Source organism: Streptomyces sp. NPDC017676, from assembly GCF_044329325.1.
Taxonomy (GTDB): Bacteria; Actinomycetota; Actinomycetes; order Streptomycetales; family Streptomycetaceae; genus Streptomyces.
On sequence record NZ_JBIRJA010000001.1, the window covers coordinates 206,516 to 219,131 of the forward strand.

The 12,616-nt window shown below is 73.9% G+C and carries 11 protein-coding genes and 1 tRNA gene; 6 read left to right on the forward strand and 6 right to left on the reverse strand.

The genetic code is table 11. The annotated features are described in order from the left end of the window. Positions 1-63: 63 nt before the first annotated feature. The 4 genes from ACH4LD_RS00940 (at position 64) to ACH4LD_RS00955 (ending at position 2,037) form a co-directional block, all read left to right on the forward strand. Positions 64-795, forward strand: a complete 732-nt coding sequence (locus tag ACH4LD_RS00940; RefSeq protein WP_398053102.1) for a decarboxylase — start codon at positions 64-66, stop codon at positions 793-795. Positions 796-923: 128 nt separating this feature from the next. Continuing rightward, entirely contained in the window at positions 924-1,292 is a 369-nt protein-coding gene (locus ACH4LD_RS00945) for a hypothetical protein (protein WP_103810187.1), read from the forward strand. A 111-nt stretch (positions 1,293-1,403) separates the two neighbouring features. After that, positions 1,404-1,973, forward strand: a complete 570-nt coding sequence (locus tag ACH4LD_RS00950; protein WP_398053103.1) for a bifunctional DNA primase/polymerase — start codon at positions 1,404-1,406, stop codon at positions 1,971-1,973. Beyond that, positions 1,964-2,037: transfer RNA gene (locus ACH4LD_RS00955), tRNA-Lys, on the forward strand. Before ACH4LD_RS00950 ends, ACH4LD_RS00955 begins: the two co-directional genes overlap by 10 nt. A gap of 132 nt (positions 2,038-2,169) precedes the next feature. Here the strand turns inward: ACH4LD_RS00955 and ACH4LD_RS00960 are convergent. Beyond that, positions 2,170-3,429, reverse strand: a complete 1,260-nt coding sequence (locus ACH4LD_RS00960) for a M6 family metalloprotease domain-containing protein (protein WP_398053104.1) — start codon at positions 3,427-3,429, stop codon at positions 2,170-2,172. 330 nt (positions 3,430-3,759) lie between these two features. Between ACH4LD_RS00960 and ACH4LD_RS00965 the strand changes: the two genes are divergently transcribed. Then, positions 3,760-5,562, forward strand: a complete 1,803-nt coding sequence (locus ACH4LD_RS00965; RefSeq protein ID WP_398053105.1) for a putative bifunctional diguanylate cyclase/phosphodiesterase — start codon at positions 3,760-3,762, stop codon at positions 5,560-5,562. On the opposite strand, the gene ACH4LD_RS00970 is transcribed toward ACH4LD_RS00965, so the two are convergent. From ACH4LD_RS00970 to ACH4LD_RS00990, 5 genes are all read right to left on the reverse strand, one after another. Beyond that, positions 5,541-6,638 carry an LLM class flavin-dependent oxidoreductase gene (locus ACH4LD_RS00970; RefSeq protein WP_398053106.1) on the reverse strand — a complete coding sequence of 366 codons (1,098 nt, stop codon included), beginning with the start codon at positions 6,636-6,638 and terminating at the stop codon, positions 5,541-5,543. The two genes, ACH4LD_RS00965 and ACH4LD_RS00970, sit on opposite strands and share 22 nt — an antisense overlap. Positions 6,639-6,749: 111 nt before the next feature. Beyond that, positions 6,750-8,087, reverse strand: coding sequence for an AAA domain-containing protein (locus ACH4LD_RS00975; protein WP_398053107.1), 1,338 nt, complete (start codon positions 8,085-8,087; stop codon positions 6,750-6,752). After that, positions 8,084-9,673, reverse strand: a complete 1,590-nt coding sequence (locus tag ACH4LD_RS00980; protein ID WP_398053108.1) for a hypothetical protein — start codon at positions 9,671-9,673, stop codon at positions 8,084-8,086. Before ACH4LD_RS00980 ends, ACH4LD_RS00975 begins: the two co-directional genes overlap by 4 nt. Continuing rightward, entirely contained in the window at positions 9,664-10,815 is a 1,152-nt protein-coding gene (locus ACH4LD_RS00985) for a hypothetical protein (protein ID WP_398053593.1), read from the reverse strand. The genes ACH4LD_RS00980 and ACH4LD_RS00985 overlap by 10 nt, the downstream gene beginning before the upstream one ends. A 1-nt stretch (position 10,816) precedes the next feature. Next, the gene (locus tag ACH4LD_RS00990; RefSeq protein ID WP_398053109.1) at positions 10,817-11,761 is read right to left on the reverse strand and encodes a phosphatase PAP2 family protein; all 945 of its coding nucleotides are present in this window, start codon (positions 11,759-11,761) and stop codon (positions 10,817-10,819) included. Between the two features lie 240 nt (positions 11,762-12,001). Here ACH4LD_RS00990 and ACH4LD_RS00995 point away from each other — a divergent pair, with 240 nt between their 5' ends. Continuing rightward, the gene (locus ACH4LD_RS00995; protein WP_132786088.1) at positions 12,002-12,598 is read left to right on the forward strand and encodes a histidine phosphatase family protein; all 597 of its coding nucleotides are present in this window, start codon (positions 12,002-12,004) and stop codon (positions 12,596-12,598) included. Positions 12,599-12,616: the final 18 nt, after the last annotated feature.

The following is a 12,616-nucleotide window of genomic DNA, read 5'->3' on the forward strand; positions in this document are numbered from 1 at the left end:
GCTGCTGGACGCGGCTGCCCGCGCGTGACCCGTACTGCACGAAGAGACGCAGGAAGGCTGGACATGACCGCACTCGGATTCCTCTACCCGGGCCACTTCGCCGAGGACGACTATCCACGCATCGAGCAGCTCCTGGGCAGCGACATCCGGGTGGACCTGGTCCACACCGACGTCGGCGAGGACGCGCACCGGGTGGACGCGCTGCGCGAGATGGGCTCCGCCGACCGGCTGGCCCAGGGCATGGAGGGGCTGCGGCTGTCCGGCGTCGAGGCGGTCGTGTGGGCCTGTACCAGCGGCAGCTTCGTGCACGGCTGGGAGGGCGCCCAGGAGCAGGTGCGCAACCTGGCCCGGGTGGCCGGGATGCCGGCCTCGTCGACGTCGTTCGCCTTCGTGCACGCGACCCGGGAGATCGGCGTACGACGGGTCGCCGTCGGCGCGACCTACCCCGAGGACGTCACCGCGCTGTTCACGGAGTTCCTGCGGGCCGGCGGCCTGGAGGTGACCGGCGCGCGGTCCTCGGGGGTCGTCACGGCGGCGGAGGTCGGCACCTGGGGGGAGGAGGACGTGCTGACGCTGGCCCGCGCGGCGGACGCCGCCGACGCGGAGGCCGTCCTGCTGCCGGACACGGCCCTGCACACGGCCGCGCACCTCTCCCTCCTGGAGAAGGCCCTGTCCAAGCCGGTGCTCACCGCCAACCAGGTCACGGTCTGGGAGGGCCTGAGGCTCGCGGACCGCCGGGTGAACGCACCGACCCTGGGCACCTTGTTCACCCGGCAGCCGTTGGTGCAGGTGTAACCCAGGGCTCCTCCTCCGGACGGGGCGCGCTCGGGCGGCCGCGGGGACCTCTTGCGCCGGCGCGGGACAATGGACGGTGGCCCACCTGAAGGCGGCGCCCACCGAACCGTACGAGGAGGAGACAAGACATGGCGGAGCCCACGCCGCGTCGTAACGAACCGCGGCTACGCCCCGCGCCCCTGCTCTTCGAGCCCGCGGAGGCGGCCGCCGACCCCGAGCACTTCTTCGCCCTGGAGTCGATCGACGACCCGCGGGCGCTGCTGGCCCGGGCGACGGAGCTGACCCAGGCGTTCCGCGCGGCCGCCGACCGGGCCGTGGAGTTCCAGGCCATCGCGGCCGCCCAGCTCGCCGACCCGCGCCGGTTCGACCGGCTGACCCCGGCGGACATCGCCGAACGGGCGGAGTGGACGGAGGACTACGCGAAGAAGATGGTCGAGTTCGGGCGGGACCTGATGCGCGGGGAGGGCGAGGGGCGGACCACCGCAGACCCCCTGTAGCACCCGCACGGCATATGCCAGGCGGGCAAGATACTCCTCCCCGGCCGCCGCTGTCCCGGTTTTCCGCAACCCAGAAGAACGGAACGCTCACGCGCTGTACATCTGGGTGTCATGACCAGCGCCCCGAACGTCACCCGTGTCAGCGCCGACGGCGTCGCCTGGCTCGCCTCGGCGGGAACGTACCCCCGGAGCACCCTCGCCCTGTGGGAGGAGCGCCCGGACGCCCCGGTCGTCCTGCCCTGCGGCACCGTCTTCGACGTGGTGAGCGCCCCCACGGTCTTCGGCCGCCGCATGCTGGACCGGCTCTGGGACGAGGGCGCGGGCTCGGGGCCGGTCGCGGTGTTCCGGGGGCGGACGCTGCTGTTCGCCGCCCCGGGGACGGCCCAGCGGCTGCCCTCGCTGCTGGACTGGGAGGAGTGGGGGTCCCGGCGGGCCCGCGCGGTGCCTCCGCTGCTGTGCCACGGCACCGGTGACGCCATCACCGTACCGTCCCTGACCTGCGACGACGCCAGCGGGGCCGCCCGCTGGCTGGTCGCCCCGGACGCCCGGCACCCCTGGCTGCCGGGGCCCGAGGTGCTGCTCTGGGCGGCCGTGCGGGCGGCCCGGCCGGCCGTGCGGATATCGATTTTTCCTCCCGCCGACCAGGATGCTAAGGTCTACGACGTCAGCAGGCGCCGCTAGCTCAGTTGGTTAGAGCAGCTGACTCTTAATCAGCGGGTCCGGGGTTCGAGTCCCTGGCGGCGCACGCGAAGGAAACGGCGGGTCCGGTTCGAAAGAATCAGGCCCGCCGTTTTCGTACACGAACCGCCGGTCCCGCGCGCCCCCCGTCCAGCCGCCGGTCCCGCGGCGCCGCCCTCCAGCCGCAAGGTCAGTCGCCTCAGTCACCGACCCCCGGCGTGATCTTCACCGTCCACGCCCCGGATGCCGTCCGGTCCTCCGCCTCCACCTTCACGCCCTCCCCGGGGACCGTGAAGCTCTCCCCGAGGGAGACCGGCGCGTCGGCGAGGGGGGCGTAGACCGAGTTCTCCCAGCAGGCCTCGGTGCGCGGGTGGGCGTCCACCACCTGGATCGGGCCGTCACCGGACTCGGCGGCGCCGCGCACCCGGTAGACCAGGATGCCCTGCCGGCAGGACGCCCGGTCGTTGCCGGCCGCGTCGCGCGCCTCGAAGGCGAGGGCGCTCTCCGGACCGGTGCGCACCACGGCCAGCTTGACGCCGTGACCGAGGCCGAAGCCGGGGGTGTCGCCCGCCCCCGGCACCGGCACGCCGGGCGCGGCCGCGAGGGGCTCCAGGGTGAGGCGGGTCGGCGTGGTGCCGCGCACGCACACCACCTGGCGCGGATCCAGCCAGCCGAGCCGCCACTTGTGCCAGGCGAACAGGTCGGGCGCCAGCCCGAACTGGCTGCCCATCAGGTCCCAGTCGCCCACATAGGTGTCCCAGTCGCCCTTGCCGTCGACCGGGCGGTGGTAGAGGTCGGGCAGGTCGAAGACATGGCCGGTCTCGTGGGCGAGGACCAGCCGGTCCGGCGGATGGTGCTCGAACACGGTGACGACCCGCCGGACAGCGGTGCCGTCGATGCGCAGGGGTGTTTCCAGGTTGACGACCTTCGTGGCGTCCGAGTCGACGCCGGGGGCGTCCGGGTCGGCGACGAAGTACACGACCGGGTAGCGCGAGAAGTCGACCTCCTTGTCGGCCACGGCGAACGCGTCGCGCAGATAGGCGGCCCGGTCCTCCGCGTCCCAGTCCCGCCGCATGGCGTACGAGGTCGACGGGTGCGGCATGCGCAGCCAGTGCTTCAGCGGGTGCGGGCGCAGGGTGAACCTGCCGTAGGACGCCTGTGCGTAGAAGCGGCTGGTGGCCGGGAAGTGGTCGGCGGTCAGTTCGGCGGGGGTGGTGCGCGGGGTGGCGTCCGGGAAGGAGAGGAAGATCAGCACGGCGTCCAGCGTGCCGATGGGGCGGGTGTAGCGGGGGTTCCAGCTGTCGACGCCCTCCGAGTGGTGGGCCTCGGTGCGGTGCAGGGCGCAGGGCGCGGGCGAGAAGGGCTCGGCGGCCGACGGGCCGCCGAGGATCGAGGTCGCGGCGAGCGCCGACATCGTGGTGCACACGGCGGCGGTGCTGCGCAGCTTGGGCACGGACATGACCTCCGGATACGGTTCGGGACCCGCACCCAGATTGCTGGCAATCGATGTGTTTTGCCCTGTTTGCCTGCACCAGAAGGGTGAGCGCGCCCCCATTGCGCCCCGGCGCGCCCCGGCGCTCGACATCCCCGAAACACTCACGGAACGTCACAACTGGTCGGGGGCCTGTAGAACCCGTCCAGGTGCGGGCAGAAACGATCTGTCAGAACCTGTGCTCGGTCCGGGACACTGGACACTGGCTGGAAGGGCCCGGAGCCAGCCTCTATGATCGGCACACTTTCCGGCACGGACAGGCACGGACACAGATCGAGTGCACTGCGGGAGCGAGCGGTGAGCGGAACGTCCGAAGGGCCGACGCCCGCGGCAGACCTCGACCGGTCAGCCGTCACAGACAGTCACTACACCACCTACCACCGTGTCTTCGAGGTCGCCCCGCTCGCCATGGCGGTCGTGGCCCCCGAGGGACTCGTCGTCAGCGCCAACACCGCCCTCGGTGACCTGCTCGGCGCCGACCCCGGCACCCTCGTCGGGCAGGTCGCCGCCGACCTGGTGGACCTGGCCGCGGACGCCCGCAGCCGGCACGCCTACCGCGAGGTGCTGCGCGGCCGGCAGGCCCGCCTGCGCTGCACCCGCAGGCTGAAGCACCCCGAGGGGCACTCGCTGTGGGTGCAGGTCACCGTCGCCCCGCTGACCGGTGAACCCGGCGTCCTGCTGTCGGTCGCCGACATCAGCTCGCGGCGCGAACTCCAGGCCCGGCTGAGGCACTTGCAGATGCACGACCCGGTGACCCGGCTGCCCAACCGCACGCTGTTCTTCGAGCGCCTGACGGCCGCGCTGGAGGCGGAGTCGTACGAGGAGAGCGGTACCGGCCGGATCGGCCTGTGCTATCTGGACGTCGACGGCTTCAAGGCGGTCAACGACACCCTCGGCCACCGCGTCGGCGACCGGCTCCTCGCGGCCGTCGCCGAACGCCTGACCCGGGTCGCCGACGAGACGGGGTACGCCCGCGCCGCCACCCCCCTCGTGGCCCGGCTCGGCGGCGACGAGTTCGCCCTGCTGGTGGAGGACTCCACCGGCACCGAACAGCTCGCCGACCTCGCCGAGTCCGCGCTGAAGGCACTGGAGGAACCCTTCGACCTGGCGGGTCAGCGGCTGTCGTTGACCGCGTCCATCGGCGTCGTCGAGCGGCACGCGGCCGGCACGACGGCCACCGGGCTGATGCAGGCGGCCGATACGACCCTGTACTGGGCCAAGGCGGACGGCAAGGGACGCTGGACCCTGTTCGACCCCGAGCGCAACGCCCACCGGATGACCCGTCAGGCCCTGTCCTCCACCCTGCGGCCCGCGATCGAACGCGAGGAATTCGCCCTCGAATACCAGCCGTTGGTGGCCATGGAGGACGGCCGGCTCAACGGCGTCGAGGCCCTGATCCGCTGGCACCACCCGCAGTTCGGCACCCTGACGCCGAATCGGTTCATCGGACTGGCCGAGGAGGACGGCTCGATCGTGCAGCTCGGCCGCTGGGCGCTGCACACCGCCTGCCGACAGGCCCGCCGCTGGCAGCTGGACCACCCCGGCGAACCGCCCATCTTCGTCAGCGTCAACGTCGCCGTACGGCAGGTGTGGGACTCGGACCTGGTCGCCGACGTGGCGGAGATCCTCGCCGAGACCGGACTCGCCCCGCAGCTGCTCCAACTGGAGCTGACCGAGTCGGCGGTCATGGGCTCGGCCGGACGCCCGCTCCAGGCCCTTCAGGCCCTCAGCGACATGGGCGTGCGCATCGCCATCGACGACTTCGGCACCGGCTACTCGAACCTCGCCTATCTGAGCCGGCTGCCGGTCTCCACGCTGAAGCTGGACGGCTCCTTCGTGCGGGGCTTCCAGTACGACGGCGACAAGAAGGCGGTCGCCCCCAACCCGGCCGACGAGGTCATCGTGGAGGCGATGATCCAGCTCGCCCACCGGCTCGGTCTGACGGTCACCGCGGAGTGCGTGGAGACCTCCGCCCAGGCCACCCGGCTGCGCCGGATCGGCTGCGACACCGGGCAGGGCTGGCTGTACTCCCGCCCGGTGCCGCCGGATCGTATCTCCGAGCTGCTGGGGGCGCAGGCCTACGCGGTCGGCAATCCGTAGGCGTCCGCGATCAGTTCGTAGGAGCGCAGGCGGAGTTCACCGCGGTGCGCGTGCGAGGTGATCATCAGCTCGTCGGCGCCGGTGCGCTTGTGCAGGTCGTCCAGTCCGGCGCGGACCTCGTCGGCCGTGCCGTGCACGATGTTGGCCGTCCAGGAGGCGACGAACTCCTCCTCCATCGGGCTGAACTCGTGCCGCTCGGCCTCCTCCGGGTCGGGGAACAGACCGGGGCGGCCGGTGCGCAGCCGGACCATGTTCAGCGCCATCGCCCGGCTCTGCCGGCGGGCCTCCCGCTCGTCGTCCGTGGCGAGGGCGGAGACGCCGATGAGGGCGTAGGGCTCGGAGAGGACGGCGGAGGGGCGGAAGGACTCCCGGTACAGCTCCAGCGCCGGGATGGTGTTCTGCGCGGAGAAGTGGTGCGCGAAGGCGAACGGCAGACCGAGCAGGCCGGCCAGGCGGGCGCTGAAGCCGGAGGAGCCGAGCAGCCAGACCGGCGGCCGGTGCGGCGACTGGACCCCGCCGGGGGTGCTGCCCTGGACGGGTCCCGGGATCGCGTGGATGCGGCGGTACGGGTGTCCGTCCGGGAAGTCGTCGTCCAGGAACCGGGTCAGCTCCGCGAGCTGCTGCGGGAAGTCGTCGGCGCCCTCGTTGAGGGTGTCGGTGCGGCGCAGGGCCGCGGCCGTCGCCCCGTCCGTGCCCGGCGCCCGGCCGAGGCCCAGGTCGACCCGGCCCGGGGCCAGCGCCTCCAGCGTGCCGAACTGCTCGGCGATCACCAGCGGGGCGTGGTTGGGCAGCATGACGCCGCCCGAGCCGAGCCGGATGCGGTCGGTGTGGGCGGCGAGGTGGGCGAGGATCACGGCGGGGGAGGAGGAGGCCACGCCGGGCATGGAGTGGTGCTCGGCGACCCAGTACCGGTGGAAGCCGCGGGACTCCGTGAACCGGGCGAGCGCGACGCTGGTGCGCAGGGCGTCGGTGGCGGTAGTGCCCGCGCCGACGGTCACCAGGTCCAGTACGGAGAGGGGGGCTGGGGCGGTGCCGAGCGTCCTGCCCCGGATCTCGTCTGCCTCGTCTGCCGACACGATGCGGGCCTCCTGATTTCGAGCGTGAACTGTCCTCGACGCATAACAGGAGAGAGTCCCCGCTTATTCCCGCCGATCGCTACGGCCGCGCGGGAAGCACCGGAGCGTCGGTCAGGGGCGCCAGGTCACCCGGTGTTCTCTGAGGTGGGAGAGGACCGCGTGGTTCGCCTCCCAGCCGTCCGGGAACTTCACCAGTGTTCCCAGCTGGACCGGTTCCGTGGACGGGTAGTCGTCCAGCAGGTCGGTCACCCCGGCGCGGCAGATCATGATGCAGGCGTGGCGGTGGCGGGAGGCCAGGACGCACAGGCGGCCGGTCTCCAGGTGGAAGGCGGTGGCGTCGGGGCGGCCGGAGAGCGGGTGCAGGACGACCGTGACGTCGTACTCGCGGCCCTGGAGACGGTTCGCCGTGTCGACGGTCACCTCCGGGACGCCGAGGTCGGCGAGGGCCGCGCGGATCGCCGCCGCCTGGTCGCGGTGGGCCGTGCCCACGGCGATGCGGTCGGCCGTCAGGGGGGTGGGTTCCGGTGCGCGCTCCGACACGGCCGCGCCACCCCGGTCCAGCAGCCGGCGGACCACCGTCGCCACCGCCCGGACCGCCTCCGGATCCGTGCGCGGGGTGTGCCGGGCGGGCAGCTCCAGCAGGCCCCAGCCGGACTCCGCGGCCTCGTCGATCACCCGGTCGGGGCCGGAGCCGTCGGAGGGGACCGCGAAGGTCAGACGGCGATCCCCGTGGGACGTGCCGCTGCGGAACGGGGTGTAGGGGTAGAACGCGGTCGAGACCAGGGGCGCCGCCGAGGCCGGCAGGCGCCAGGAGACCGGCAGACGGTGCTGGGGGAGCTCCGGGTTGTGGGCCAGGAGGGTGGTGACCGCCGACGCCGAGGGGTCGTACGACAGGCCCGCCCACTGCTCGCTGCCGACGATGGAGAAGGGGTCGAGCTGACCCGGGTCGCCCACGAACAGCGCCCGTTCGAACAGCCCGGCCACGGCGAGCAGGGAGTCGGAGCGCATCTGGTACGCCTCGTCCACGATCGCGTGCCGCCAGGGCTCGTCCACCTTCACGTGCGCCCACTTGGCGGCCGTGGAGAGCACCACCGGCAGGCCGGTGAGGTCGGCCGCCTTCGCCGAGGTGCGGACCTGCGGCAAGGCGTCCAGCGCGGAGTCGTACGCGTCGGCGTCGCTGCTGTGCAGACGGCCGACGGGCAGCTCCGGGTCCTTCTCGGCCAGGCGCAGGACCAGGTCGTCCACCTGGGCGTTCGTCTGGGCCACGATCATCAGCGGGCGCCCGGCACCGGCGAGTTCGAGGGCCGCGCGGACCACCAGCGTCGACTTGCCGGCGCCCGGCGGGGAGTCCACCACCACGCCCCGCTCGGCGCCGTGCAGCGTGTCGTGGAGGATCGCGTCGGTGGCACGGCCGGCCGCGGCTCCGGGGTCGAAGTCGACGGTCGTCACAGCACGTCCTCCTCGGTCACGGTGTCGGGGGCCTCCGGTGCCGGCTCGCCCGGCGGGCCGCCGTGCGTCCACGGGGTCTCCTCCGGGTCGGGCAGCTTCGCGCCGCCGCGCTGCTCGTGCTCGAACAGGGTGAAGCAGACCCGGTCGCCCTTCTCCGGCACCGAGCCGGGCTCCGGCTCCTTCCCACGGCCCATCTTGTCCAGGACCCGCAAGACCAGCACACCGTCGGCCTCCTGACCGACGAACTCCGCCGACTGCGGCTTGCCGCCCAGCGAGCGGTACACCTTCCCCCGCTCCGCCAGATGCGGCCGGTCGTCCGTGCGGACCGTCACCAGCGGGCGCGGGCTCGGCCGCTTGCCCTCGCTGTACGCCATCACGACGTCGGTCACCTCGCCCGCGAACGCCTCCCCGGCCAGCCGTCGCCCCGCCATCACCAGCGGGTCGTCCAGCGCCTCCTGCGCCTCCAGCCGGGCCTGCTCACGCTCGCGCGTGGCCAGTTTGTTCGCCGCCGTCACCGCGTCGTCCCGGCGCGGCTGCGGGGGCTCACCGGCCAGCACCCGGTCCCGGTGCCCGGTGAACGACCAGCGGTCCCGGGTCCAGCGCCCCTCCACGTGCGCGCCCTCCGGCAGCGCCCGCAGCAGGTCCAGGCCCCGCCACACCGCGTCCCAGGTGGGCCGGGTACGGCTCTCGACCAGGTCGCGGACCTCCCGCTCGGCCCGGCTGAGCGCGGCCAGCCGGTCGTCGGCCTCCAGCGGGTCCTCGGCGGCGGCCAGCGCCGTCCGCGCGCGGTCGTAGCGCTCGATCGCCGGGGCCAGCAGCTTGTTGTCGAACGCCGGGTCCGTGGCGGGGCCGGCCGGCGGGCACAGCAACTGGCCGTCGGCGTCCCTGGCGAGTTCCGCCCGGCGGGCCGCCTCGGCGCCGGTCAGGCCCTCCGGGGGGTCGATCCAGGCCAGCAGCGCGCCCAAGTGCTCGTCCTCCAGGCCCGACTGGCCGGTCGCCCAGTGCCGGGACAGCACATCGGTCAGGGCGAGCAGCAGCGAGGAGCCCGGGACCCGGGCCCGCTCGCCGTAGTGGGTGAGCCAGCGGCCGAGCAGCGGCACCCGGGGCGGCGCCGGATAGGGCGCGTCCGGGTCCTGCTCGGCGGTGCGCCGGAACCGCATCGAGCGGCCCAGCAGCCGTACGAAGTCCAGGCCCGTGCGGCTCGGCACGATCAGCTGGGGCGCGTCCGCGCACAGCTCGGCCGCCACCTTGACCCGCTTGCCGGTCTCCGGGTCGGTCTCCGTGCGCTCGGCCGCCTCCACCGAGTCGGCGTAGGCGTCGATGTAGGGCAGGACGACGTCGGCCAGGTCGGCGAGGAACGTGAAGCGCAGATCGCGGTCGCGGGGCTGCGGTACGACCAGCAGCCGGGGCGCGTCCCGGTCGGTGCCGACCAGCGCGCCGAGCGGGGCGCCCGTCTCACCGGCCGTGGTGAGCGGCACGAACACCAGCGGGTGGTCGGACAGGTGCCGGTGCCGGACGGTCGCCGCGGGCTGCGCCCGGCCCGTGCCGACGGCTTCCAGCCGGGCGAGGGTGGTGATCAGGGACACGGGACCGCCTCCCGGGCCTGCCGGGCCTCCGCCAGGGCCTCCGCGCGCAGGGCCGCCGCCCGGCGCAGCGCGGCCACCGCCGGGTCGTCCGGGTCGCCGCTCTCACCGTGGGCCGCCGCCAGGACCTCCTCGACCGTGGCCAGCCCGCCCAGCTCGGCCCGCAGCGGCCGGCCGAGCCGGGTGACCGCGCCGGCCGCGCGGGCCCGCTCCCGGCAGTGGAAGGCCAGCTCGCAGGCGGACAGGCATTCGGGCGCGTACGTCGCCGGAACCGCCTCCACGGCCGCCGTCAGCTCCTCGGCGGGCCGGTCGGGCGCGAAGCACGTGCCCTCGGGCAGGGCGTCGGCGATCTCCTCGACGCGGGTGAGCCGGGCCAGCTGGCGGGCGGTGACGGCGCGCTGCTTGCGGACGTCCACGGCGGAGCCCGCGGGCAGGTTGGAGAAGTCCTTGGGGCACACCAGCAGCACCTGGTGGCGCACCCGCGGCCCCGGAGCGCTCTGCGGGGCGTGCTCCTCCGGCTCCCTCTGCGGGGCGTGCTCCTCCGGCTCCGCGCCGAGACGCTTCGCGACCTCCTCCAGGGCGAGCACGTACACCGCCGCCTGGCGGGCCGCCGCGCCCACCTTGGCCGGGTCCGCGGCGCCGTCCACCATCGGGAAGGACTTGATCTCCACCACCGACCAACTGCCGTCCGGGTGCACCACGACCGCGTCCGGCTCCAGGAAGGCGAGCGAACCGGCCACGTCCAGGGCGAGCATCGGATGGTCCAGGAGCGTCCAGCCGCCGGCCCGCGTGGCCTCGCGCAGCGCCAGCGCCGTACGGGCCGTGCGTCCCTCGGGGCCGTGCGCGGTCAGGTCGGGTACGGCCGCCGTGGCGGGCGGTTCGGCGCCGGGGTCGAGCCGGGCGTGCGCCAGCCGCAGCAGCTCGGCGCCGCCGTCCGCCTTGACCCGGGCCTCGAACGCGTTGCCCCGGGTCAGCGCGAACTGCGACTGCCCGAAACCGGACGGCGCTCCCAGCGCGCCGGCCAGCTTGGCCTTGTCCACCCCGGCGCCGTCCAGGATCGCCCGCCGGGAGCAGCCCGGGTTCGCGGCGAGCGCCGCGAGGGCGCGGGCGTCCAGGGCCTTGGCCGGTACGTCGGGACCGCGCAGCTCAGCGAGCCGGTGCCGGAGCCCCTTCGCCCGCGTCGCTGGGGGAGGCGTCCGGTCCGGCCGCGGGGTCGAGCCGCGACTCGCGCTGCCGTGGAATTCGCTCACCCGCCGAAGTCTGGCATCCGGCACTGACAATCGGGGAACCCGTGCCGCCCGTGACCGGTGCGGTACGACGGGACAGCCCGCTTCGCACGAGGTCCGCGGCCCGCAGCACCAGCGGTGCCAGCAGCAGGCCGACGCCCATCACGGCGACGCCCGCGACCGCGTCCAGGAAGTAGTGGTTGGCGGTGCCCATGACCACCAGCGCGGTCACCAGCGGGTAGACGACACCGAGGACCTTGGTCAGGCGCGTGCCGCCGTACCGCCACAGCATCACGCCGCACCACAGCGCCCAGCCCACGTGCAGGCTCGGCATCGCCGCGTACTGGTTGGTCATGCCGCCCATGCCGCGCGGTGCGCTCGCCTCGCCGCCCCACCAGCCGTACGCGCTGTACTGCGCCATCGTGTCCACGAAGCCGTGGCCGGCGGAGAGCAGGCGGGGCGGGCAGGTCGGCAGCAGGGTGAAGCCGATCAGACCGATGAACGTGGACGTCATCAGCCAGGTGCGGGCCGCCCGGTAGTGCGCGGCACGCGCGCGGAACAGCCAGACCAGGATCACGGGCGTGACCAGGTAGTGCAGCGAGGCGTACCAGAAGTCGGCCGGCACCCCGAGCCAGGGCTCACGGGTGAACAGCCGGTTCAGCGGGTGCTCGGCGTTCAGACGCAGGGCCTTCTCGACGCGCAGGATCGCCAGGCCGTGGTCGACGGCGCTGGTGACGTCACCGCGCGCGAGGAGCCGGCCGGCCGAGTAGCAGCCGTAGACCAGCAGGATCAGCGGCAGCTCGGTCCACCAGCGCAGCCGGGGTCGCGGGGCCACCTCGGTGCCCGGTGTCTCGGTCTGCGGCATCCGATCGCCCTCCCCCTTCTGCTGTGCGGCTGCGCCCCGGCGGGCGACCGTGCCACTTTACGGTGTCCCTACTCCGCCCAGGACGGGCGCTCGGATCACGCCCGGTGCGCGTCAGCCCTCGAAGACGCGGAGATCGCCCGGCGGGTTGCCTGGGAGCGGGGTGCGCGATGATGGAGGGACCGCACCCACCCGTCGTGCGTCCCCCTGTCGTACATCCGCTTGTTCCTTCGGAGAGACCCCATGGCACCGCGCATTCTCCTTGCCCGGCACGGACAGACGGCGTGGTCGCTGTCCGGCAAGCACACCGGCAGGACCGATGTGCCGCTGCTGGAGGAGGGCCGGCGCGGGGCCAAGCTGCTCGGCGAGCGGCTGCACCGCGCCCCGCTGGACGGACTGGCGGACGCGGAGGTGCGGACCAGCCCGCTGTCACGCGCGCGGGACACGTGCGAGCTGGCCGGCTTCGGGGACCGGGCCACGGTGTGGGACACGCTGATGGAGTGGGACTACGGCGCGTACGAGGGCATGACCCCGGCCGAGATCCAGGCCGTGCGGCCCGGCTGGCTGATCTGGCGGGACGGGGTCCCGGAGGGCGAGACCCTCGCCGACGTCACCGCGCGCGCGGACGAGGTGGTGTCCTGGGCCCGTTCGGCCGACCGTGACGTCCTGGTCTTCGCCCACGGGCACGTCCTGCGGTCGATCGGGGCGCGCTGGCTGGGGCTGCCGCTGGACTTCGCGGCCCGGATACGGCTGAACCCCACGTCGCTGTCGGTCCTGGGCTGGGCCTACGGGGAGCCGGCGATCGAGAGCTGGAACGACACGGGGCACCTGACGGGCTGAGAGGGTGCCCGCGCCCCG

Bases quoted from the DNA above. Each gene is read 5' to 3' on its own strand.
- ACH4LD_RS00940 (WP_398053102.1), top strand. From the start codon at position 64: ATGACCGCACTCGGATTCCTCTACCCGGGCCACTTCGCCGAGGACGAC.
- ACH4LD_RS00945 (WP_103810187.1), top strand. From the start codon at position 924: ATGGCGGAGCCCACGCCGCGTCGTAACGAACCGCGGCTACGCCCCGCG.
- ACH4LD_RS00950 (WP_398053103.1), top strand. From the start codon at position 1,404: ATGACCAGCGCCCCGAACGTCACCCGTGTCAGCGCCGACGGCGTCGCC.
- ACH4LD_RS00960 (WP_398053104.1), bottom strand. From the start codon at position 3,429: ATGTCCGTGCCCAAGCTGCGCAGCACCGCCGCCGTGTGCACCACGATG.
- ACH4LD_RS00990 (WP_398053109.1), bottom strand. From the start codon at position 11,761: ATGCCGCAGACCGAGACACCGGGCACCGAGGTGGCCCCGCGACCCCGG.
- ACH4LD_RS00995 (WP_132786088.1), top strand. From the start codon at position 12,002: ATGGCACCGCGCATTCTCCTTGCCCGGCACGGACAGACGGCGTGGTCG.